This is a genomic window from Alkalibacterium psychrotolerans, assembly GCF_054784355.1.
Map to the genome: position 1 here is coordinate 24,877 of NZ_BAAGPH010000024.1, position 23,255 is coordinate 48,131.

At 40.3% G+C, this 23,255-nt stretch carries 22 protein-coding genes, 9 tRNA genes and 1 other RNA gene; 27 read left to right on the forward strand and 5 right to left on the reverse strand.

Going from position 1 to position 23,255, the window contains the following annotated elements; genetic code table 11:
* The 4 genes from aspS (at window position 1) to ACYVLS_RS03830 (ending at window position 4,400) form a co-directional block, all read left to right on the forward strand.
* Entirely contained in the window at window positions 1-1,782 is a 1,782-nt protein-coding gene (gene aspS, locus ACYVLS_RS03815; protein ID WP_460321425.1) for an aspartate--tRNA ligase, read from the forward strand.
* Between the two features lies 1 nt (window position 1,783).
* Window positions 1,784-2,683, forward strand: a complete 900-nt coding sequence (locus ACYVLS_RS03820; RefSeq protein WP_460321427.1) for a deoxyribonuclease IV — start codon at window positions 1,784-1,786, stop codon at window positions 2,681-2,683.
* A gap of 114 nt (window positions 2,684-2,797) precedes the next feature.
* Window positions 2,798-3,478: an NAD(P)H-hydrate epimerase gene (locus ACYVLS_RS03825; protein WP_460321429.1), complete on the forward strand. Its 681-nt coding sequence runs from the start codon at window positions 2,798-2,800 to the stop codon at window positions 3,476-3,478.
* Window positions 3,465-4,400, forward strand: a complete 936-nt coding sequence (locus tag ACYVLS_RS03830) for a tocopherol cyclase family protein (protein ID WP_460321431.1) — start codon at window positions 3,465-3,467, stop codon at window positions 4,398-4,400. The genes ACYVLS_RS03825 and ACYVLS_RS03830 overlap by 14 nt, the downstream gene beginning before the upstream one ends.
* Before the next feature lie 129 nt (window positions 4,401-4,529).
* Here ACYVLS_RS03830 and ACYVLS_RS03835 read toward each other — a convergent pair whose 3' ends face one another.
* A complete protein-coding gene (locus tag ACYVLS_RS03835; RefSeq protein WP_460321434.1) occupies window positions 4,530-5,303 on the reverse strand; it encodes a helix-turn-helix transcriptional regulator in 774 nt (257 codons plus the stop codon).
* Window positions 5,304-5,657: 354 nt separating this feature from the next.
* Here ACYVLS_RS03835 and ACYVLS_RS03840 point away from each other — a divergent pair, with 354 nt between their 5' ends.
* The 7 genes from ACYVLS_RS03840 to ACYVLS_RS03870 all read left to right on the forward strand — a co-directional run bounded on the left by ACYVLS_RS03840 (window position 5,658) and on the right by ACYVLS_RS03870 (window position 11,566).
* Entirely contained in the window at window positions 5,658-6,533 is an 876-nt protein-coding gene (locus ACYVLS_RS03840) for a general stress protein (protein WP_460321437.1), read from the forward strand.
* 25 nt (window positions 6,534-6,558) lie between these two features.
* Window positions 6,559-7,431, forward strand: coding sequence for an SDR family oxidoreductase (locus ACYVLS_RS03845; protein ID WP_460321439.1), 873 nt, complete (start codon window positions 6,559-6,561; stop codon window positions 7,429-7,431).
* An 18-nt stretch (window positions 7,432-7,449) separates the two neighbouring features.
* On the forward strand, window positions 7,450-7,692 hold the full coding sequence (locus tag ACYVLS_RS03850) for a hypothetical protein (protein WP_460321441.1): 243 nt from the start codon (window positions 7,450-7,452) through the stop codon (window positions 7,690-7,692).
* Between the two features lie 132 nt (window positions 7,693-7,824).
* Window positions 7,825-8,781, forward strand: coding sequence for a recombination regulator RecX (recX, locus tag ACYVLS_RS03855; protein ID WP_460321443.1), 957 nt, complete (start codon window positions 7,825-7,827; stop codon window positions 8,779-8,781).
* Window positions 8,782-8,816: 35 nt separating this feature from the next.
* On the forward strand, window positions 8,817-9,947 hold the full coding sequence (gene mutY, locus ACYVLS_RS03860; protein ID WP_460321467.1) for an A/G-specific adenine glycosylase: 1,131 nt from the start codon (window positions 8,817-8,819) through the stop codon (window positions 9,945-9,947).
* Between the two features lie 119 nt (window positions 9,948-10,066).
* Window positions 10,067-10,603, forward strand: coding sequence for a nucleoside tri-diphosphate phosphatase (ntdP, locus tag ACYVLS_RS03865; protein ID WP_460321445.1), 537 nt, complete (start codon window positions 10,067-10,069; stop codon window positions 10,601-10,603).
* A 135-nt stretch (window positions 10,604-10,738) separates the two neighbouring features.
* The gene (locus ACYVLS_RS03870) at window positions 10,739-11,566 is read left to right on the forward strand and encodes a hypothetical protein (RefSeq protein ID WP_460321447.1); all 828 of its coding nucleotides are present in this window, start codon (window positions 10,739-10,741) and stop codon (window positions 11,564-11,566) included.
* A 27-nt stretch (window positions 11,567-11,593) separates the two neighbouring features.
* Here ACYVLS_RS03870 and ACYVLS_RS03875 read toward each other — a convergent pair whose 3' ends face one another.
* A complete protein-coding gene (locus ACYVLS_RS03875) occupies window positions 11,594-12,685 on the reverse strand; it encodes an FUSC family protein (RefSeq protein WP_460321449.1) in 1,092 nt (363 codons plus the stop codon).
* Window positions 12,686-12,849: 164 nt separating this feature from the next.
* Here ACYVLS_RS03875 and ACYVLS_RS03880 point away from each other — a divergent pair, with 164 nt between their 5' ends.
* The 12 genes from ACYVLS_RS03880 to ACYVLS_RS03935 all read left to right on the forward strand — a co-directional run bounded on the left by ACYVLS_RS03880 (window position 12,850) and on the right by ACYVLS_RS03935 (window position 15,637).
* Window positions 12,850-13,281: a Fur family transcriptional regulator gene (locus ACYVLS_RS03880; RefSeq protein ID WP_460321451.1), complete on the forward strand. Its 432-nt coding sequence runs from the start codon at window positions 12,850-12,852 to the stop codon at window positions 13,279-13,281.
* 28 nt (window positions 13,282-13,309) lie between these two features.
* Window positions 13,310-14,200 (forward strand): diacylglycerol/lipid kinase family protein, encoded by an 891-nt coding sequence (locus ACYVLS_RS03885; RefSeq protein ID WP_460321453.1) that lies wholly within the window; start codon window positions 13,310-13,312, stop codon window positions 14,198-14,200.
* 107 nt (window positions 14,201-14,307) lie between these two features.
* Window positions 14,308-14,380 (forward strand) — tRNA-Asn (locus ACYVLS_RS03890).
* A 9-nt stretch (window positions 14,381-14,389) separates the two neighbouring features.
* Window positions 14,390-14,477: transfer RNA gene (locus ACYVLS_RS03895), tRNA-Ser, on the forward strand.
* Window positions 14,478-14,496: 19 nt separating this feature from the next.
* Window positions 14,497-14,568 (forward strand) — tRNA-Glu (locus ACYVLS_RS03900).
* 23 nt (window positions 14,569-14,591) lie between these two features.
* Window positions 14,592-14,681: transfer RNA gene (locus ACYVLS_RS03905), tRNA-Ser, on the forward strand.
* Between the two features lie 208 nt (window positions 14,682-14,889).
* Window positions 14,890-14,962 (forward strand) — tRNA-Phe (locus ACYVLS_RS03910).
* A 9-nt stretch (window positions 14,963-14,971) separates the two neighbouring features.
* Window positions 14,972-15,052, forward strand: a tRNA-Tyr gene (locus ACYVLS_RS03915).
* Window positions 15,053-15,058: 6 nt separating this feature from the next.
* A tRNA-Trp gene (locus ACYVLS_RS03920) sits at window positions 15,059-15,129 on the forward strand.
* 41 nt (window positions 15,130-15,170) lie between these two features.
* Window positions 15,171-15,243: transfer RNA gene (locus ACYVLS_RS03925), tRNA-His, on the forward strand.
* 6 nt (window positions 15,244-15,249) lie between these two features.
* A tRNA-Gln gene (locus ACYVLS_RS03930) sits at window positions 15,250-15,321 on the forward strand.
* A gap of 109 nt (window positions 15,322-15,430) precedes the next feature.
* Entirely contained in the window at window positions 15,431-15,637 is a 207-nt protein-coding gene (locus ACYVLS_RS03935; RefSeq protein ID WP_460321455.1) for a hypothetical protein, read from the forward strand.
* Between the two features lie 787 nt (window positions 15,638-16,424).
* Here the strand turns inward: ACYVLS_RS03935 and ACYVLS_RS03940 are convergent.
* Together ACYVLS_RS03940 and recU are read right to left on the reverse strand one after the other, a co-directional pair.
* Complete coding sequence (locus ACYVLS_RS03940; protein WP_460321457.1) at window positions 16,425-19,043, reverse strand: transglycosylase domain-containing protein; 2,619 nt, start codon at window positions 19,041-19,043, stop codon at window positions 16,425-16,427.
* A 133-nt stretch (window positions 19,044-19,176) separates the two neighbouring features.
* Window positions 19,177-19,797, reverse strand: a complete 621-nt coding sequence (recU, locus tag ACYVLS_RS03945; RefSeq protein ID WP_460321459.1) for a Holliday junction resolvase RecU — start codon at window positions 19,795-19,797, stop codon at window positions 19,177-19,179.
* 83 nt (window positions 19,798-19,880) lie between these two features.
* Between recU and ACYVLS_RS03950 the strand changes: the two genes are divergently transcribed.
* The 4 genes from ACYVLS_RS03950 to ACYVLS_RS03965 all read left to right on the forward strand — a co-directional run bounded on the left by ACYVLS_RS03950 (window position 19,881) and on the right by ACYVLS_RS03965 (window position 22,554).
* Complete coding sequence (locus ACYVLS_RS03950; RefSeq protein ID WP_460321460.1) at window positions 19,881-20,435, forward strand: SLOG family protein; 555 nt, start codon at window positions 19,881-19,883, stop codon at window positions 20,433-20,435.
* 178 nt (window positions 20,436-20,613) lie between these two features.
* Window positions 20,614-20,931, forward strand: coding sequence for a cell division regulator GpsB (gene gpsB / locus ACYVLS_RS03955; RefSeq protein WP_460321461.1), 318 nt, complete (start codon window positions 20,614-20,616; stop codon window positions 20,929-20,931).
* A gap of 12 nt (window positions 20,932-20,943) precedes the next feature.
* Window positions 20,944-21,320: RNase P RNA component class B (gene rnpB, locus ACYVLS_RS03960), an RNA gene on the forward strand.
* A gap of 100 nt (window positions 21,321-21,420) precedes the next feature.
* A complete protein-coding gene (locus tag ACYVLS_RS03965) occupies window positions 21,421-22,554 on the forward strand; it encodes a THUMP domain-containing class I SAM-dependent RNA methyltransferase (protein ID WP_460321464.1) in 1,134 nt (377 codons plus the stop codon).
* Window positions 22,555-22,650: 96 nt separating this feature from the next.
* Here ACYVLS_RS03965 and ACYVLS_RS03970 read toward each other — a convergent pair whose 3' ends face one another.
* Window positions 22,651-23,130 (reverse strand): immunoglobulin-like domain-containing protein, encoded by a 480-nt coding sequence (locus ACYVLS_RS03970; RefSeq protein ID WP_460321465.1) that lies wholly within the window; start codon window positions 23,128-23,130, stop codon window positions 22,651-22,653.
* Window positions 23,131-23,255 lie beyond the last annotated feature (125 nt).

The window sequence follows — 23,255 nt, forward strand, 5'->3', positions numbered from 1 at the left end:
ATGAAGAGAACAGCGTACTGTGGAGAACTGACTAAAGACTTTGAAGAACAGACCGTGACCGTTAACGGCTGGGTACAAAAACGAAGAGATTTGGGAGGGATGATTTTTATCGATCTCAGAGACCGAGAAGGCATTGTTCAAGTTGTCTTTAACGGTCAGATAAGTGAAGAAGCTTTAGCTGAAGCTGAGAAAATGCGTTCAGAATACGTTATCTCAGTTACAGGAAAAGTGGTGGCACGTGATGAAGCTCAAATAAACAAAGATATGGCTACGGGTGAGATAGAACTTGTAGCTGAATCAGCTAGTATCATAAATAAGTCGAAAACCCCTGTTTTTGATATCTCAGATAAAGTAGACGTATCTGATGATTTGCGTCTGAAATACCGATACCTTGACTTGAGACGTCCGCGTATGCAGGAGAATATGAAAATGCGTCATGCTGTCAAGAAATCCTTCAGAGACTTCCTGGATAGTAAAGGGTACTTGGATATTGAAACACCCTATTTGACAAAATCAACTCCTGAAGGGGCGCGAGACTACCTCGTTCCAGCACGAATGAGTCAAGGGAAATTCTTTGCCTTGCCTCAGTCACCTCAGTTGTTCAAGCAGTTACTGATGAGTTCTGGCTTTGATAAGTACTATCAGATTGTTCGCTGTTTCAGAGATGAAGATTTACGCGGAGACAGACAGCCTGAATTTACCCAGGTTGATATCGAGTCAAGTTTTTCTAATAAAGAAGAAATTCAGTCAGTGATGGAAGAACTGCTCATCAAGCTGGTCAAAGATGTTAAAGGTATCGACATTTCTGCCCCATTCCCTCGCTTGACTTACAAGGAAGCACTCGAGCGTTTCGGAAGTGACAAGCCTGACTTGCGCTTTGATATGGAACTGGTTGACTTGAAAGATATTGCACTGAGCTCAAACTTCAAAGTATTTTCAGCAGCTGTCGAAAACGGTGGTTTGGTGAAAGGTTTGACAGTCAAAGGTGCAGCTGACCAGTATTCACGTAAAGCGATTGATAAATTGGAATCTGTAGCGAAAATATATGGAGCAAAAGGTCTGGCATGGATGAAAGTAACCAGCGCCGGTTTGACCGGACCCATTTCGAAATTCTTTTCAGAAGATGAAGAACAGTCAGCCATCTTGACGCAAATGAATGCGGAAGCCGGAGACTTGCTTCTTTTTGTAGCGGATCAGGATAAAATTGTTTATGACGCTTTAGGTGCCTTGAGAAATCATCTAGGAAAAGAACTTGACCTTATCGATACAGCTAAGATTGCCTTTGCCTGGATTGTTGAATGGCCACTTCTAGAATACGACGAAGAAGAAGGGCGCTACAATGCAGCTCATCACCCCTTCACCAGTCCAGTTAAAGAAGATAGAGAACTCTTGAAGACAGCACCGGAGAAAGTCATGGCGGATGCTTATGATATTGTACTGAATGGCTATGAGATTGGCGGCGGATCCATGCGTATTCATAACAGAGACATTCAAGAAGACATGTTTTCTGCCTTAGGATTTACGAAAGAAGAAGCCCAGGATCAGTTCGGTTTCTTACTGGATGCCATGGAGTACGGTTTCCCGCCTCATGGAGGCATTGCCTTTGGTCTCGATAGACTGGTTATGATATTGGCCAATGAAGAGAATATCCGTGAAGTTATTGCCTTTCCTAAAAACGGGAAAGCAATGGATCCGTTGACAAATGCACCGTCAAACGTGTCAACTGATCAGCTGGATGAACTGAAAATATCTCTTCAGACAATTGAAAAAACGGAGGAATAACATGGTTTTACTTGGTTCACATGTATCTATGAAAGGCAAAGACATGCTGCTGGGTGCAGCTAAGGAAGCATCCCTTTACGATGCCTCTACATTTATGATTTATACTGGGGCGCCGCAAAACACAAGACGCAAAGCAGTAGAAGACATGAATATTGTAGCTGGACAGCAGTTTATGAAAGATAATGGCATTGGCGTTTCTGACATTGTCGTGCACGCACCTTACATTATTAATTTAGGAAACACGATAAAAAAAGAAAATTATGCCTTTGCAGTTGAGTTTATGAAAGATGAAATTAAACGTGCTGAAGCAGTCGGAGCAACTCAGATGACGATGCACCCTGGTGCACATGTTGGCGCAGGTGTAGAGCCTGCTATTGAGCAGATTGCTAAAGGGTTGAATGAGATTCTTCATGAAGAACAGACCCTTCAGATTGCTCTGGAAACAATGGCTGGAAAAGGAACCGAAATAGGCCGAAGTTTTGAAGAGCTGGCTCAAATTATTGAAAGAGTGGACTTGAAAGACAAGATTTCTGTCACGCTTGATACATGCCACATTCATGACGGCGGCTACAATGTTAAGGAAGATTTTGACGGTGTACTGGCTGAATTTGACCGTATCATTGGACTGGATTATTTAAAAGTTATCCATGTGAATGATTCCAAGAATGTTATGGGAGCGGCAAAAGACCGTCATGCTAATATTGGATTTGGAGAAATAGGGTTTGATGCATTAAATCACGTTGTCCATCATCCAAAACTATCCGCTTTGCCTAAAATACTTGAAACACCTTTTGTAGGGGAAGATAAAAAGAATAAAAAGCCGCCATACAAGCATGAAATTGCAATGCTGAAGTCTCAGACATTCAATGAAAGCTTACTGGCAGATATAGAAAATGCATAAAGGAAGAGGAGTCTGTAGGGAAACAGGCTCCTTTTTGCTATACTGAAACTAGTGAAAAGAATAAGAAAAGACTGTCTGACTGATAGTCAGCAGGTAGTTGAAAGGAGAGTCTTTATGGCTGACGGTCTGTACGCTCGGGAAATAAAAGCAATTGATGCCTTTACTATAGAGGATATCGGTATACCTTCAATGGTTCTAATGGAGAGAGCAGCATTAGCTGCATCTGAGTTTGTATTGGAAAATACTACAGAAGAAACACTATATATATTTTGCGGACCTGGAAACAACGGGGGAGACGGTATAGCGATGGGTCGTATCCTCAGTCAATCTGGTAGAAATGTCAGTATTTATCTGATAGGCGATTTTGCAAAAGCGACAGAAGAAACCAAGGCACAGTTGAGAATTGCCAAAAACTTAAAACTGACAATTTTTGAGAAGAATTTTCTCGGTACTATCGAGAAAGAGTCTGTCATCGTGGACGCTCTATTTGGAATCGGATTGAACCGGGAGGTAGAAGAACCGTTTCTATCTGTCATCAATACAATAAATGAGTCAAAAGCAATTAAAGTTTCCTTGGATGTTCCATCTGGCCTGTCAGCGGACAAAGGTGAGTGCTTTAATGTCGGAGTCAAAGCACATTTTACTGCTTCCATTGGTTTTTGGAAAATAGGTTTCAATCATCCAAAAGCCAAACATTATACAGGAAAAGTCAGTGTGCTGGACATCGGCTACCCTTCAATAGATTATTTCGCACACATACTTGAAAAGGAGAGAAAATTAGATGAACCGATTTAATTTCCAGGGTGAGAGTGTTAGCGAGCAGTATTTTGAAGGCTGGTATGTCAAAACACTTGATACAGAAAATAACCTGTCCATAGCACTTATACCAGGAGTAGCCCATTTTTCTAAAGATGAATCCTTTGTACAGTACAATATTATATATAATGACCAGACCTATAGTGGGAAAATAACGTTCGCACGCGATGATTTTGAAGTGGTAGGTGATCCTCAGTCAATCGTGCTGCCCAAGTTCGTGCTTAATGAAAGAGGAGTCATGGGTAGTCTATCAGATCAGGGAAATAAAATTGTCTTCAATCTTGAGTTTGGACTGTTTACGCCCATTAAGCAAACAGCTTTTAGTCCGAGCATCATGGGTCCCTTTGAATACCTTAGAATGCCTTGTTCACACGATATTATCAGTATGAAGCACAAGGTTAAAGGAACAGTAGTGATTAACGGAGAAAAAGTTGTAATCGAAAGTGGTACGGGCTATATCGAAAAAGACATAGGCAGTACGTTCCCGAGCAAATACGTATGGGCTCAAGCGAATGATTTTTATGAGAATAAAGATGTTTCTTTGTTTTTGTCTGTTGCCCGGATAGAAAAGAGTGCAATGGATTTCATTGGAACGATTGCTGTTTTTCACGACGGTACTGACGAGTATCGTTTTGCAACGTATTTGGGGACACGTGTAGAGGTTCAAGTGGACACTCAGAAAAAGCAGTACACGGTCATTTTGAAAAATCCTAGACAAAAACTGGAGGCAACAGTCAGTTTATCTAATGAGTCGCCACTCATTGCGCCAATGAATAATGAGATGGACTATGCAATAAAGGAAACCATCAAGGCACATATCAAGGTGACCTTTTCGAATGCTGGAGAGGAAACTATCAAACTGACAACAAATAATGGTGCGGCAGAACTGGTAAACTGGTAAAGAAACGTTACTTTAAGACTGACAATCACCCAATTGAAGGAATGAAATAAAAAGCATCACTGTCTTGTATTTAGATACAGAACAGTGATGCTTTATTATATTTATTAGAATCTGTCATAACCTAAGAAGTTATTTGACTTTCTTCTCACTGGCTGGCAGTGCTTTAAGGTATTTAGTAGGTGTCTGACCAGTGATTTTCTTAAATACTTTTGTAAAGTAAGAATGACTATTGAAACCGGCTAAATTGGCGACTTCACTCAGCTGGTGCTGGCCTAGGTGGAAATAGTATTTTGCCAGGTAAACGCGTTGCTGATTGACATAGCCAATAAACGTATTGCCAGTTTCCTGTTTAAATTTTCTAGCGAGATGGACAGGGTGCATGCCGTAAATAGATGCAATATTAGTTAGAGTCAGTTCGCCAGTCAGGTTTTCCGTTATATAGCTGACAATTTCTTTCATTACAGTAGAATAAGAAGATGTTGAGAACTGTACAACTGAATTACAGTACTCCCTGAATATCTGAAAATAGACATGATCTATCAAATAATCAACTGAAGTGGCATCTTGAATAATCATCGTAAATCGTTCATAAATAAGGTGAAGATAGAGGGGCAGGACGCCTCCGTTTTTAGCTGCAATACGGGAGTAAGTGTTGACAGTCACCAAATGTGCTTTAAAGCGGTCCAGTAAGTCACACTCGCTTGTTTCTTCTAAATAATGCAAGACTTTGTCGATATCAATTAAATTCAAGGTGGCTTCAAGCTGCTTCATGTCACCGTCAGTTATTGCATCAGACAATTGGTCTTGGATTAGATAACGATAATTCATTGCTTCGTTTGTTAACTCTTTGAGCTTGTTAATACGGACCTCGATTAACGCTTCTTTCTGCTCATCTTTCTTCATAAGTCATAATCCTTCCTCAATTGCTATATTCGATAACAAGTTATATGTTAAATATACCACAAGAACAGACTAAAAAAACATTATATGCCTAATAATCTTATATTTTTATAAGTTTCTTTCCTTACAGGGTGAAAATCTGTTAAATTACTCCTTTGATTAAGTATTATAAACTATTAACATTGTAAATAACTGAACATTGAGTATTTATGTTATAACAGAATTAGCTATTTTTACAATACAAACCATTTTACTCGTCAAAGGTCATATTCTTTTACATCAATCAATTCCAGTGATACCATTAGTACTATAAAATAGTGAACAAAATATGTCAATTATTGGCGAAAGGGTGAGAAAATGGATCGTCATATACTCGGTACATTTACGAACGAAGAAGAAACCATTAAAGAAGTAAACAGATTGATTAATGAGGAAGGGTACCGCTCTGAAGAACTGGCGTTAATTATCGACAAGCACAATGAATTCGACAGACAAATTAACTCTTTAAAAGAGGTCCGTGTTGAAAAAGTGGAAGTTGAAGAAGAGAGTGTCTGGGAAAAAATAAAAGACACGTTTTCGATAGGATCATATGACAGTGATGCTGCACATTCAGTATTGGAAGAGTATGGGGTTCCTCACGATAAGGCAGAACATTATATGGATGCTTTACGCGATGGAGAAATGGTACTCTTGGCAGATACAGATGCACCTAAGCACACTGACCTGTCAAACTTAAATGGAGAAATGATAGATGAGGAGAATCAGTCAATGAATGATAATAAGAATCAGCATAAACCAGTAGATGAAGTGAATACAGAGGAAGAACAAGCAATACAAGCTGAAAAAACAGACAAAGATCCAAAAGATGTCGAGACATCTGAAACAGATGATAATCAGATGAATGAATCAATTGATCCGAGCCAGGCTGAACATACGCGAAAAGAAAGTGCAGTAGAAAAAAATGAAACGGAAAGCAGCAAGGATGATTCACAGGGTAAAGAGTCTAAAGAAGAACCCGACCTGACTGGAGAAGAAGATACTGTTGAAGTCGAAGAATCCAACCATAATTATGGGAATAGAGTTGCCGAGGGGGTTGTCAAACCTGAGGCTAAAAGTCCTTTGAATACTGATGAGAAAGTTGAGAAAGAACCTTCCGAGAAATCTGATGCACCTGAATCTGACGCCAAACATACCGATGATGCAGAAGAGGCAGGCCTGAAGTCAGAGGAATAATAGCTGGATAAGGAGAGAGTGAAACGTGACTGAACAGGACAAAATAAAAACACAAGAATCTAAAAAAGATTATTTCATGGATGACGAATCAAAAAATATGAAGCGGGAACCTATAGTGGAGTCCAGTACCTACAAACCTGCCGGTAAACTAAAAGACAGAACGGCTATAGTTACGGGAGGAGATTCTGGTATTGGGGCGGCAACTGCCATCCTATTTGCCAAGGAAGGTGCAAAAGTTGCTTTTGTTTACCATTCATCCGATGAGGACGCTAGCCGAACGGAATCCAGACTAAAAGAGATTGGGGCAGAAGTTAAGAAATTTAAAGGGGATGTCGGTGACGAAGCATTTGCAAAACAAGTCGTATCTGAAGTAAATGAAGACTGGGGACAGATTGATGTTTTAGTAAATCATGCTGGAGAGCAAATGTTTCAGTCCAGCATTAAAGACATTACGGCTGAACAGATTGACCGCACATATCGTACAAATGTCTTCAGTATGTTTTACTTTATAAAAGCGGCTATGCCTCATTTTTCAGAAGGAGCTTCAATCATCAACACCTCTTCAATAACGGCGTATAAAGGAAATCCGAATTTAATGGATTATTCTGGAACGAACGGAGCACGTGTCTCATTTACACGTTCCCTTGCTCAGAATAAAGAAATTGTGGATAAGAAAATCCGAGTCAATTCCGTAGCGCCTGGTCCAATCTGGACACTGCTCATTCCGGCTACCTTCCCTGAGGAAGAACTTGCCGGTTGGGGTAAAGACGGTGCATTGGGTAGACCAGGAGAAGCCTTTGAGCTCGCACCAGCTTATGTGTATTTAGCCAGTGATGATTCCAGCTACGTATCTGGACAGACTATGCACGTTAACGGTGGCGTCATTGTCAACGGATAACCAAGAAAGGATGATTGTATGACTAAAGATAATGAACTAAAACGACCTAATCACACTAACGGGAACCTTTCAAATACGGCTGAGAATCAGGTAGCATCACCCGATTTATCGGCGCCATTAGGACACATTAAGGACAGACCAATGCGTGATAAACTTGATGATGAAAAAGTGGCGGAAAAGTCACTCGGCGACTCAGTTGGTAACGAAGTTGAGGCTGATTTAAATCCGGATGAAGAGTCAAAAGATAGGGATCCTGAATAGCATTAACCAATGAAAGAGCTGGAACACTTTAACAGGTGTTTCAGCTTTTTTCTAATCTTTATTTTCAACAGTTATTAATCATAGATTCAATAAATGGTATACTGACAGAAGCTAAACAAAGGAGAATGCGCAATGCCAGGAGATAAAGATTCTAAGGATAAACAAAACAGAAAATCTAATCTGATTGAACTGTCAGATATCACTAATGGTCAAAGCAAAACAAACGACGATAAGTTTTCTGAGAAAACAACTTTGTCAGGAAAGACCACTGATAATAAACAGTCAAAACCAACTGAGTATGTTATTACTAAGGTACAGGCGCAAAAAGCTAAGAACAGGTTTAACATATATATTAATGATGAATATGCTTTTCCAGTCGATGATAATCTGCTCGTGCAGAATAGATTAATCAAAGGAAAAACATTAACCGAAGCTGAAATTGACGAACTCAGAGAAAAAGGTGAACTGAGTAAAGGGTATCAGGCCGCACTGCATTTTTTGAACTTTAAAATGCGCACGGAAAAAGAAATTAGAGATTACCTTGCTGATAAAGACTATCAAAGTCTTGAACCCATTATTCAGAAATTAAAAGAAAACCGACTAATCAATGATACTGAATATGCCAAGAGTTATGTCAGAACATATTCGACACTGAAACTTGAAGGACCGAAAAAAATCGAACGGGCACTCTCTGCCAAAGGACTGACTAAAGAAGAAATTCTTACCGGACTGGATGAGTATGCCTATGACCTGCAGACAGAAAATGCTAAAGAGCTAGCAGAGAAAGTTCTAAAAAGGCAGCGCAATAAATCGAGCAGAGAGATGATGCAGAAAGTCAGAGAACAGTTAATGAACAAAGGCTTTGAATCTGAAGTGATTCAGTTGGCCATTGAAGAACTGGATAATGACCAGAGTGATGATGAGGAATACGAAGCGTTGAAGAAGCAGGGAGAAAAAGCCTGGACCCGATATGCGCGAAAGCACAAAGGCTATGATCTGATTAGTCGAACAAAAGCCTACCTTTACTCGAAAGGCTACCCTAGAGAATTGATTGACCAGTTTATTCAAGAGAAAGAGGATGAAATGTGAAGAAGAAAGACTTATTGAAAGAAAACAAGATAGAGATGTGGGAAGAAGAAAAAATAGCGTCTTTCCAGCAGACGCTATTGGACTGGTATGACTCCTCAAAAAGAGATTTACCATGGCGACGCACCTCTAATCCTTACTATATTTGGGTCTCCGAAATAATGCTGCAGCAGACTCAAGTGGACACGGTTATTCCTTACTATAATCGCTTTATCACTACATTGCCGACTGTTTCTGATTTGGCGGATGCAGACGAAGATACCCTGCTCAAATTGTGGGAAGGCCTGGGCTATTATTCTCGAGTACGTAACATGAAAAGTGCTGCCATACAGATTGTTAATGAGCACAATGGGGTCTTTCCTGAAGATTACAAGGATATCATCAACCTCAAAGGAATTGGGCCCTATACTGCAGGGGCAGTAAGCAGCATAGCCTTCAACCAGGCACAGCCGGCCGTTGATGGGAATGTCATGCGCGTTTTAAGCCGCTTATTTGAGCTGAATATCGATATAGGTAAAGCGTCCAGCCGGAAAATTTTTGAAGAAATGATTCGTCACTTAATCGATCAGAACCGTCCGGGCGATTTTAATCAGGCCTTGATGGATTTGGGCGCGACGATTTGTACACCAAAAAATTATAAACCCGAAATCAGTCCTGTTAGAGAGTTCAATGCGTCTTATTTAAATGAAACGTGGGAGCAGTATCCTGTTAAGAAATCAAAAAAGTCCTCCAGAGAAGAACACTATATCGTTATTGCAGCGAAGAATGATAAGGGAGAATATGTTTTTGAAAAAAGAGGAGCAAAAGGTGTTCTCTCAGGGATGCTGACCTTTATTATGATTAATCGGGAACGTCTGGAAGATGACAAGTGGAAGTCGTTTGAAGGTAAATTAGACGAAATAGGACCTGAACAAACTAAACAGCTGTATAAACTACTTGAATCGGATTACGGCGTGAGAGTCAAACTCCAAGATGATATCAAAGGGAAACTGACGCACGTGTTTTCTCACTTGAAATGGCATTTGACTGTGATAGAAGCTGAAGTGATTGATAGCACCAAGCTGATGCCACAGACTCAGCTGATACATCCTGAAAAGTTTGAGAAAACAGCTTTCCCCGTGCCGACGCAGAAAACGTGGGAACTACTGAATACACTCACGCTATTTTAACTGATTTAATCACTATTTTTCTTTATCATTCTTTTTTCATTGTATTTTATGATATAATTACTCTTGAGATTTAGAAAAACAGGCAACTTTTCTAACTTGACTAGAGAGTAGGTACACAGATGAAGTTTCCAAAAGAAGGGGAATTCATCACAATCAAAAGCTATAAGCATGATGGCAGTCTGCACAGAACCTGGCGAGATACGATGGTTTTGAAAACTACTGAGAATGCACTAATCGGATGCAATGATCATACATTGGTTATCGAATCGGATGGCCGAAGATGGAAAACAAGAGAACCGGCACTCGTTTATTTTCATAAACACTACTGGTTCAATATTGTCACGATGATTAGACAAAAAGGGACGTCTTATTACTGTAATATGGCTTCTCCATTTTTAATTGATGAAGAAGGCGCCAAGTATATTGACTATGATCTTGATGTAAAAGTATTTCCGGATGGCGAAAAAAGACTGCTGGACGTTGACGAATACGAAGAGCACGGGAAAAAATGGGACTATCCTGATGAAATTGATCTAATTTTAAAAGAACACATTAAAATTCTTGTTGATTGGATTAATGAAGAAAAAGGACCATTTTCTGAGGGCTATGTCGACCTATGGTACAACAGATATAAACAGCTCACCGGTAAAAAATGATTGATTGTGATGAAAAAGGCAGTAGAAGGCTAAAAAGTCTTCTACTGTTTCCTTATGCTTTGTTTGATGGTAAACTACATAATGGTATATACGGTTTATATTATTATAAATAATACATAGGAAAGGAATAAGCAAATGAAAAAAAGTGTTTTAACCATCCCCTTACTTCTGACGGCCAGTGTTGTAACTATTTTTTTCGGCAGACAATATGCAGCGAGTCAACAAGATGAAATGACGGCTATGGAGCTTGGTCCTGAGGAAGAAGTGATTGAAGAAGAGAATTCAACACTAGATGAGGCACCTCAAACTAAGTCTTTACTTGAAGACTATCAGTCTCGCGAGAACTTCTCGCTTTATGAACAATTAGATTTTTTGTCATTGACGAAAAATGATGCATCCATAGGCTTTTACGGCGACATTAATATGGAAGCGGGCTGGGTTCAAAGCTTAGTGCAAGCCATTGAAGAGAATACTGAAGGACCGATGGAAGTGGTAGACTTTACGCATCCGGATTTAGATTCCTACGAGTTGATGATCAGACAAACGAGTCAGGATGTTAATGAATTTCAACCGGATATTTTAGTGTATGGTTTACCTGCGCTTCCGGATAAGGTCAGAGATATTGGACTGGCAGATACGGATGAATATATGTCAAGTGTTCTGAACCAGTTATCTGCTAATGAGGACATGGATTTAGTACTTGTGGAACCACATGTTATGCCTCATGAAATCAACCAGCTGAACTCCCGATCTCTCGATTACAGGAGCTACCTGAATATAATGAGAGACATAGCAGAAGAAAGAAACTTAACCCTTCTTCCTCTGCATACTGATTTTAACGAGCAGGCAGAATCAAACGGACTAAGCAATTACTTTACCGAAACAGATAATGAGTTGAATGAAGCAGGGAATGAGCTCGTTACGGAAATAGTCGATGGGTATTTGAGTCAAGTGAATGAATAAAAAAAGCTGGCCACAGGCCGGCTTTTTTTAGTGTAGTGTGTTAATTTTTGATACATCATCTGTGACATGATTAGTCTTGAAACTGCTGACTAATTTGTTTAGATGCTGTAGATTTTCTTCATAGTCTAGTACTGCTGACATAAGATGAATGACTGTATTACTCTGGCCATAGTCGTTTTCCAGGTAGGATTCCAGACTGGCTTCGTTGAAGAATGACTCCATGAAGGTTATACGAAGGTCTGCCTTGTAGGCAATGAAATTAACTTCTTTAGGGAGAATTCGACCGTTCCATTTCAATATTATTTGCTCATGCGCAGACATTAACGTTTCCAGTCGTTCGCGAAGTAAAATACGCAAGTCATCCGGGAAATGATTATAAACATTTTCCGAGAGGTGAAGTGTCTTGACCAAATAATAAGCTGATTCAGTTGTTCGAATAAATTGTCTGTAGATGACAAGCAAACGTGTGATTGAGATTTCTTTTTGATTAAACCAGCGCGTCCATTGGTTGTCCTGAAGTAAAGTTAAATATTTCTTCATATCGGTAATTGATTTTTCCAGTGACAGTAAGTCTGAACGCATCAGAGAGTATTGAACGTTTTTCCTCAGGCTGACACGCATATATCTTGTCAGGTCATCAGTCACCACATTCGTCAACTGAAATAATTTTTCCTCATAGTTAGGGGGGAGCACAAAACGGTTAATCAAGAATGCCACTAGGACACCAATGAAGGTTGCCAAAACTCTGATTACGGCGTTAGATAAAATATCTCCATTTGTTGAGAGCATAATGATAATCAACGTCATCGTAGATAAGCCAATCACGTTGTTAAGATTCATTTGATGCAGGATGGCAATAAGAATAGCTGTAGCAAAACTGATAACTATAATAGACGTTCCGAATGCGCTAGCCATCAAAACTGCCACAAAACCACCTATTGAGTTGGCAATCAGGCGTTCACCCATCGTTTGAAAGGATTTTTTTACTGACGGCTGCATAGACGCTACCACGGATATTCCCGCTAAAGATGCACTGTCCTCAAAACCTAGCGCAATAGGGATGATTAAAGAAAGGAATACAGCCAAACTAGTTTTAAAGGTTCTTGCCCCAATTTTCATTTTAAATAAGTCACTGCTTTCAGTTTTTATAGTAAATTCAGTATACTACAAATAAGCAGTCAATATTAATAAAATTAAGTATGGAACTGACATATTCTTGCAAAAAATGACTGGAAACTGTATCATTTGGTTAGATAGAAGGAAAAGATAAAGGATTGATAAAGATGAGTTATTTAGTAGAACAATCCATTGAACGGTTAAAGTTTAATAATATACGGATTACCCCCCAAAGGCACGCCATACTTGAATATTTGATAGATCAGGACAGTCATCCGACAGCTGATGAAATTTACCGTGCATTGGAAGAGCGTTTTCCAAGCATGAGTGTTGCGACTGTTTATAACAACTTAAGACTATTCACGGATCTGGGCTTAGTTAAAGAAATGATGTATGGAGATCATTCCAGTCGCTTTGATTTTGCCTCGACTGAGCACTACCATGCTATCTGCTCAAATTGTGGAAAAATAGAGGACATCTATTATCCCGGTTTGGATGATGTTGAAGTAGTAGCGAGTAATTTAACTGGGTTTACTGTGGATTCCCATCGCCTTGAAATTTACGGACTGTGTCCGGATTGTCAAGCAGAGAATAGCTAGTACGGTTAGGAAAAGCGAGGAGACAGGCATGAAGAAAGCACTTATTCTAGCCAATCCTTCTTCTGGTAAAAAGCAGGGGGAAGAAATGGCTTTATTTGCCAAAGAGAAATTTGAATCTGCTGGATGGGATTGTACCGTTGAAGTAACTCAAGGTAAAAGCGACATAACAAAATATACTACCCAGGCCTGTCAGGAAAAGAAAGATTACTTGATTATTATTGGTGGAGACGGTACAGTTTCAGAAGTGCTGAATACTTTAAAGCATCATGAGTTTCATCCTGTTATTGGAGCTATTCCAACGGGTACTGTTAATAATATCGCTCGAGGTTTTGGGATTGATTTACCGATTGAAAATGCTGTTGAGCAGTTGATTAACAGTAGAGTAGAGACGTGTGATGTCGGAAGTGTCAATGGGCAGCTTTTTTTGAGTTCGATTTCTGCTGGGTCTGTCCCTGAAACGGTATGGGAAGTTTCTGATAATATGAAAGAACGTTACGGATCACTGGCATATTTTATTGAAGGTATGAAATCTTTGAAAAATGAAGAAACACATGATCTTATAATTGAACTCGATGGTAAATCCTTTAGAAAAGAAACCAGTCTTTTATTAATAGGTGTGTCCCATAATATCTCAGGTATCGATCATTTCTTTGAAGAAGCCACCATGAATGATGGAAAACTCTATTTATTTTTAATGGATAAAAACACACTCGGCGAAAAAATAAGTATTGTTTCTAAACTGATGTCAGAAGAAAAGCAGAAGCTACCTCCTGAAGTAACAATTAAATCGTTTGAAACTGCCCGGTTCTCCTTACAGAATAAAAAGGCCCATGTGGCTATGGACGGTGAAAAAGGACCTGAATTTCCGTTAGTAGTTAAAGTTCTGCCAGAATTTATATCAGTCCTTGTGCCGGAATAAATTTCAGATAGCGGTAAACACTACTTTTTGATTTGGTTTTTTATATGAAGCGTTGACATTTTTGAAGATAAATGCTATGATATAAAAGTTGCTAATAGTAATAATATTCCGCAATAGCTCAGTTGGTAGAGCGCACGACTGTTAATCGTGTTGTCGCAGGTTCGAGCCCTGCTTGCGGAGTTTTAATATGGAGAATTGTCCGAGTGGCTGAAGGAGCACGCCTGGAAAGCGTGTATACGGTTTTTCCGTATCGAGGGTTCGAATCCCTCATTCTCCGTTTTTTATTTTTATATCCAGGCCCCTTGGTCAAGCGGTTAAGACACCGCCCTTTCACGGCGGTAACACGGGTTCGAATCCCGTAGGGGTCATAATAACTGAATAGTTATTTGTCGGAGGATTACCCAAGTCCGGCTTAAGGGAACGGTCTTGAAAACCGTCAGGCGTGTAAATGCGCGCGTGGGTTCGAATCCCACATCCTCCTTTGTCATGGTTGTAGTTGCTTCAGCAACGTACAACCATGATACACGCAGCCTTTAGGCTGCCGTGTCTCCGATTTAAGGTTTGTAGTTGCTTCTTTAGAAGCTTACAAGCTCAGTACACGCGGTCTTCAGACCGCCGTGTTTCCGATTTAATGCATCATGCTACTTACTGAGTGATTGTATCAGATAACTGTATAAGTGGTAGATTTAGGCGCTGTAGCTCAGTTGGTAGAGCAACGGATTGAAGCTCCGTGTGTCGGCAGTTCGACTCTGTCCAGCGCCATGAAATAGCGGAGGGATAGCGAAGTGGCTAAACGCGGCGGACTGTAAATCCGCTCCTTCGGGTTCGTAGGTTCGAATCCTACTCCCTCCATACAATAGGGGTATAGTTTAATGGTAAAACTATGGTCTCCAAAACCATCGATGTGGGTTCGACTCCTGCTACCCCTGTAACCATTAGTTAAAAAAGCTAGTGTAAATTTATAAAAATGGCGATTGTGGCGAAGTGGTTAACGCACCGGGTTGTGGTCTCGGCATTCGTGGGTTCGATCCCCATCAGTCGCCCTTAATTGGGCTATAGCCAAGCGGTAAGGCAGCGGGTTTTGATCCCGTCATTCCTAGGTTCGAATCCTAGTAGCCCAGTACTATAACCAGATACCTTTCTGGTTAAGATAGACGATAATAAAACTCAATGCTCATGCATTGAGTTTTATCTGTATTATCTACTAATTTACAAAAGAGGTTGAGGACAATGGGAAAAAATCATGGTATATTTCTTCTGGTTATTGGGATAATCATTCTACTATTGTCACTGTTCATTGTATTTCATGATCCAATTGTCGGGGGAGCAGGAATATTGGTAGGAGTCTGGAATATCTTTATAGGCATACGATTATTAAAGGGCAAGTGGCTATTCGGCTCTCGATTTAATGAAGATAACGATAAGAATGAAGATTAGAAAAAAGTGCTCAGTCTTTTGACTAAGCACTTTTTTTGAACTGCTATTACAAATATATTGTTTTCAAAACTTTTTATCTATTTTAGTGCAGACTCATTTAGTTTTATTCATGCGAGAAGACCCGCTGTGGCACTAGCTAGTCGACCCATAAGACTCTGTGTATGCCGGTTGACCCGTTACAGCGCTAGCTAGTCAACTCATAAGAATCTGAGTACACCAGATGACCCGCTATAGCTCTAGCTAGCCGACTCATAGGACTCTGTGTATGCCGGTTGACCCGCTATAGCGCTAGCTAGTCGACTCATAGGACTTTGTGTATGCCGGTTGACCCGCTACAGCGCTAGCTAGTCAACCCATAAGAATCTGAGTACACCAGATGACCCGCTAGAACTCTAGCTAGCCGACTCATAGGACTCTGTGTACACCAGATGACCCGCTACAGCGCTAGCTAGTCGACTCATTAGAATTAGTGTACACCAGTTGACTCGCTAGAAGAAATAGCTACCAGATTCCATAAAATTCCAATTTGTAAGTTAACCACCTAGATCGACTAAGGCTCTGACTGCAAAAAATATCTTCTGCTAGTTAAATAATAATGCATTTTGTAATTTTTTCCTTATTTAAATTCCCAAAAGTGGCATAAATGATTATACTAAAGACTCAAATTTACTAGAACTCATTTCTAGACTAAAGATTTTAAATGAATACGAAAAAACAGAGAATTGACATTCTCTGTTTTTTTTATAAATTATATTTTTTTGCGTAGGGGAGGTAAGAGACAATAGTGTTAATCTTCGTCGTCGTTTATTTCCTCTTCCTCGTCATTTTCTTCTGGTTCTTCTACATCTTCTACATCTTCTTCAGTGTCCTCTTCATCATCTGAATCATCTGTATCGTCAGAAGGAGGCTCTTCTTCAGTTTCTTCCTCATCTTCATCCGTTTCAGGTTCCTCTTCCGGTTCCTCTTCTTCAGGTTCATCCGGTTCCTCTTCAGTTTCTTCCTCGTCATCCTCATCCTCATCCTCATCTTCTTCGTCTTCACGTTCAGGGATGGTGATAGAGGTGGTTGCTTCTGGTCCAGTATTGCCATAGGCACTGACAGAAAGAGAAATAGTCAGTGTTCCTGCAGGTGGTTCGGTTAAACTGAACTCTGTATCTGAGACAGTAGTACTTTCACCGTCAATCGTTAGATTGTAAGTGACGTCTTCATCTTCGTTTTCAAGCTCATAATCGTCCCAAGTAACCGTAAGCTCATCGCCGTCTTCATCGTATTCAGCTGACAAGCCTGTCGGTGCATCCAGTTCTTCACCAAATGAAGTGGATACTTCAGTCGGCTCAGTTCCAGTTACAAATAGTTCGTTCACAATGTGACTGTCCGGTGTGTTTGGTCCAGGCAGTTGAGCGGGGTCAGATCCATCCTCAACAGCCACTTCTGTAACGGAACTTGGCCTGGTCCATTCGGTGTTGTTTAAACCTTGTGATACATAAGACATCACTTCACGGTAAATGTGGCGTGGAATCAATCGCGAACCGTCTTCAAGAGACAAGTAATTCCCTTCCGCATTTCTATCAAACCCAGTCCAAACTGAAAGGGAGTAGTTAGACGTATAGCCGACATACCATGAATCGGGCACACCATGTGATGGATGATTAAAGCGTTCGTAATCCTCTGGAGCAAAGTTGGTCGTTCCTGTTTTCCCTGCTTGAGGCAGGTTAGGGATACCAACAGTGCTGCTTAAATTAGAAGGAACACCTCTTAAGATATCTGTAATCATATACGCTGTATAATCAGACATTGCTCGGTTGGTTTCAGGTACCAAATTAATTTCTTGGCCATCACGTGTAGTGACCCTAGTAACTGCGTGAGGCTGAGTGAAGTTACCCCCATTGGAAAAGGCAGCATAAGCACCGGCAAGCTGAAGAGGTGTCATTTCTCCATTTATAGCGTTCTGAGGGAAAATACCTGGTGAATCATTCAATTCATCTGAATCGATTCCCAGATTTCCAAGAAACTCGTCAATCTGACTTGTTTCAAGATCTTCGTTCATAATCTTGGCAGCAGGTATGTTTCTTGATTCTACGAGAGCATCTCTAAGACTCATCTGACCGCGAAACTGCCTGTCAAAGTTTCGTGGTGTCCAGTCGGTTCCTGGCACGGTATATTCTTCATCTACAATTTGATGATACGTGGAATACTGCAAAAATTCGATAGCTGGTCCATAGGTTGTAAGTGGCTTGATTGTAGAGCCAGTGGTCTGTTTTTCCATAGCGTGATTAGTTTCACGAAGGCCTCCGGGATTGCGTGCACCGCCGAGAGCTCTAATCTTACCAGTTTCAACTTCGACAAGTGAAACAGCCGACTGTACATTGTCTTTAACGAAATCTACATACTCATCAGAGTTTAGTACATCAAAAACGCGCTGCTGGGCTTCCATATCCAAGTTGGTTTCAATAGTCAAGCCGGCAGTTGAAATGTCAAGTCCTGTTTTTTCTCTGATTTCGTGTCTGACCTGGGTCACAAAACTGTCAACAACTAGATCGTTTTGCTCAACGACACTCAGTTCTACTAATCCTTCTGTAACAGGCGTATTGATTGCCTGATCAGCTTCTTCTTCTGTAATCATACCTTCACTCTGCATGGCACGGATAACAATGTTACGGCGACGTTCTGCAAGATCCGGGTTAATGCGGGGGTTAAATCGGTTGGGTGCCTGGGCCATACCGGCAAACAGAGCTGCTTCATGAATCTCTAGATCACTGGCCGGTTTGCCAAAGTAATGCTCTGATGCTGCAGCTACACCATAGATATTGCCACCAAGGTTAATACGGTTTAAATACATCGTCATAATTTGTTCCTTGGAAAGTTGACGCTCTAGCTGAACAGCCAGCCAGGCTTCCTGTGCTTTACGCTCTAGCGTCTGGTCTTCAGGGGCTGTAGAGAACACGGACAGCTTAACAAGTTGTTGTGTAACGGTGCTTCCACCTCCCACAATCTGACCACGGTTTGTCACGAAACCAACAGCTGCCCGTCCAATACCAATCGGATCGATACCAAAGTGACTCTTAAAGCGCTGGTCTTCGATTGCAATCACAGCATCAACCATGATGTCGGGAATCTCTTCTGGAGCTGCAAAGTTTCGTGTTTCGGCTCCAATTGTATAAAAGACTTCACCATTTTTATCAAGAAGGTCGGACGAAAATGCGCCGACTAAATCTTCTTCGGTAAGATCCGGGGCACTAGAGACATAATAGACAAAAAGAGAGCCTCCAGCTACAACCGCAAGTGTAACAAGCAGAAATAAGGCTTGAATAATACGTTTAAACCAATGTTTGAATCCGCCTGACTGCCTGGATTGTTTTTTGTTTTTTCGATAATGTTGTCTTGATACTTGTTCTTTTTCAGACATATTGTACTCCTTCTCCTCTAAATGTATTTTATAATTGAAGATTCAGTATTAAAAATTAGGTTTATCAAAAAAGAACTTTACACTATTAAATAAAATCAGTCAATACTAGGGCCTGTTCTTAAGAGAGTCTTAACTATTTAAATGAATAGAGTGTGTCAATTAAATCAAGATAAGGCAGTCGTGGTGCTAGAGAATACTTAATTTCATAGCCTTCCTTGATTAAGGCCTTTATAGGAATAGATTTTTTCCCGTTCTCATCAAACTGTTGCTGCCACCAGTTTTTTAGCTGAGGAAAGTTGAGTAAAAAGACACGATTAATTGAACTGAAGCGAATCACAACAAAACAGATTCCACCGTGCTCAAAGCAGGCATTCATATGTTTAATTTGGTGCTCATGGAAATTTTTCAAAGGAAAAGAGGTTTTGTTTCGTGTTTCCTTTGCCTCAAAGTCGATGTATCGACCTCGATATACGCCATTATAATCTGTTGTAGAGGCCTTCTTATAATATGCTTCAGTTATTTTAGCGGCACTTCTTCTTGGGTAGTCAACATTAACTACCTGAATAGGGATCGGTTTTTTATGGATAACTGCTCTGTTTTTTAAGAGATAATACTCATTTGTCCGGGTTAAGTCATCTTCGAGGCTCATTCCTCTATTACTGTATGATACTTTTTTCTTATTCAGTTGCTTTTTGCTTTTCTTTTTGTCATCATGAACGAGATAAGCTTGTCCATTAGGGTAATGGATTTTCACATTGTTCACACCCTTTAAATTGATATAGATAGATACAGTTTACCAAACAATCGTTCTAAAACCTATGAAAGGAGGAAAAATTCATGAAAAATTTATATGTGACCGGCTACCGTTCATATGAAGTGTCTGTTTTTACACCGGACGATCCGAAACTCAAGTTTATCAAACTTTACATTAAAAAGAGACTGACGGATTACATTAATGAAGGCTTGGAGTGGGTCATTATATCAGGCAATCTTGGTACCGAACTATGGACAGGAGAAGTAGTTCTGGATCTAAAAAAAGATTATCCAGAGTTAAAACTGGCCATGCTGCTCCCTTATACTGGTTTTCAAAGCAAGTGGAATGAAAAAAATCAGCTGCTTTTTAATTCAATTGTCGAAAAAGCTGATTACCTGAACTATACATCCAACAGTGACTACTCTAATCCAAGTCAACTTAAAAATCACCAGGACTTCATTATGAGAAATACAGAAGGGTGTTTGCTGTTTTATGATACGGAGCACGAAGGAAAGGTTAAGTTTTACTATGATAAAGCAAGACAATATCAGGAAAGCAGTACCTATGAAATTGATTTGATTTCTTTTGATGAACTGCAATGGTTTATTACCGACCTTGAAGAGGAAGAATTCCAGTAATATCCATTTGCTAAATTCAAACAACGTAGAAATAAGATTGAAATGAAAAGATAAAATACGGTTATCTTCACTTTTATCCGGGAATTTGGTATAATAAATGTGTATTAAAAATAGTACTCCATGGACAGTAGAATGATTAATGTAATCATAATTGACTGACATTAGATGAGGTGTAGGAATGGATAGTAGGGAGTTAACTCAGAAAGAAATTTTGGAAAAAGATTTTAAAACCAAAATGCGTGGATATGATCCAACTGAAGTAGATGAATTCTTAGATGTTGTCATCAGAGATTATGAGTCGTTTCAAGCTGAAATTGATAAATTGAAATCTGAAAATAACCGTTTGCTTGATAAGCTTGATGAACAGGCTAAACAGTTGGATACACAGAATCAAAACCAGAACCAGAGCGGTTCTAACGTGACAAACTTTGATATTTTAAAACGCTTGTCCAACTTAGAGCGACATGTTTTCGGTTCAAAACTGGATAACGAATAACTAAATAGTGTACATCACGGATAATCGCGCAGCTGACTTCAGCTGTGAGGAAAGTCCATGCTCACACAGGCTGAGATGCCTGTAGTGTTCGTGCGCAGCGAAACAATAAGCTGCGGCTCTCAAGAAATTGGGATGACGGCAGGAAAAAGAGCTAAGGGGAGACCTATGCTCGAGTACCCTTGAAAGTGCCACAGTGACGAAGCAAACGTGGAAACGCGTTTGGTGGAACGCGGTAAACCCCTCGAGTGAGCAACCCAAACTTTGGTAGGGGCACTTTTCTCCTGGAAATGAACAGAGAGAAGAGGCAGGGCTTTTTATGCTCGTGCAGACAGATGGTTATCTCTGACTGGACTTCACCGTTCAGTCTAGACAGAACATGGCTTACAGTGATGTACATAGTGACTGAAATCCTCTCTTAATTTAGAGAGGATTTCTTTACGTCAACAGCCAAATAGTGCATACTATTACTATAAGAGAGGTGTCGAATAAATGACTTATAAATTACTGGCAACAGCAGCAAGTGGAATCGAAGCCCTTGTTGGTAAAGAACTGAAAGATATGGGGTATACCGTTGAAGTTGAAAATGGACGGGCACGATTTGAAGGTGATAAGGAAGATATAGCCAAGACAAACCTATGGCTGCGAACAGCCGACCGTGTCAAAATTATTGTCGGTGAATTTACGGCTAAAACGTTTGATGATTTATATGAACAAACTAAAGCCTTGCCATGGGATGACTACTTAATGATGGATTCAGCTTTCCCAGTCAGCGGAAAATCAATCAAGTCAAAACTCTACAGTGTGCCGGATGTTCAGCGAATCGTCAACAAAGCTATTGCGGACAAAATAAAAGATGTCTACCACCGAAGCGGAATGCTTCCTGAAACGGGTGCCAAATATCCAATTGAAGTGGCTATCCGAAATGATAAAGTCATGCTTACTATTGATACAACTGGCCCCAGCCTATTCAAACGTGGCTACCGGATTGAAAAAGGTGGCGCACCTATTAAAGAAAATATGGCCGCTGCACTGATTATGCTTACCACTTGGAGACCGGACCGTCCATTCGTCGATCCCACATGTGGATCGGGAACGATTCCAATTGAAGCAGCATTGATTGGTCATAACATTGCACCGGGCTTCAACCGTACATTTTTATGTGAAGAATGGGATTGGATGCCCAAAGAGTTATGGGAAAAAGTTCGACTTGATGCAGAAGAACAGGCAGATTACGATGTTGATCTGGATATTCTGGGAACCGATGTTGATGGCCGGATGATTGAAATTGCTAAAGCCAATGCACTGGAAGCTGGACTGTCCCATAGCGTGACATTCAAGCAACTGCAGGTTAAAGACTTTACGACTGACAAAGAATTCGGGATTATGGTGTCTAACCCGCCATACGGAGAACGTTTAGGAGATCCGGAAGAAGCTTATCAGGTTTACCGTGATATGGGTGAAGCCTTCAGACCACTTGAAACATGGAGTAAATATATTATTACGAGTGACTTGGACTTTGAAGAACATTACGGTCAAAGAGCTACCAAGAAGCGTAAACTTTATAACGGGTATTTAAGAACGGATTACTTCCAATACTGGGGCAAGCGTCAGTCACGGAAATAGTAGTATTTTTCATTTAGTTAGGGTGACTAATTGAATCTAAATAAAACAGAAAGCTGGAGGTTCAGTCCTTCGGCTTTCTGTTTTTTAATTATGCTGTTAGTCAATTTCAAATTCTGCAGTCAGTACATGCTCATCAAAATCACCGGTTCCTCTGAAATCCAGCACACGTTTTGCAATTCTATAGGACCCTTCATCCAACTCACCGTATAACCATTCCCAGTCGATTGCCATGGCTGATTCTTCGCCAGGATTCACTTCATAGCCAATGTCTTCATAACCATAATCTCCAGATATAGTTATCGGCACCTCATACCACTGGTCTTCAATAGATTCTTCCAGCAGGAGATCTTCACTATAAATGATTTGTTGTTCGGAATTGTTTTCAAACACCACAGTTAAGCCAGTAGGGGAAACCGATTCGCTTTTAGCAGTCATGGAGACACTCTCAATGGTATTCACGTCACCTAAAGCAGATTCTTCAAGGTCAGCTGTGTTCTCCGAATTCTCATTGTTACAAGCGGCCAATAACGACACTGTGGGAACAGCTATTAACAGGTGAAAATTATTTATATTCATAACTCAAGTTTCGCACCCCTAAGAACGACGTTCTATCCTTTTACCGTAAAGATCAGTTAGAATATTGAACTTAAAAGTACAGAAAAAGACACCTCTCTTTGGTAAAATGTAGTTACCAACAAACA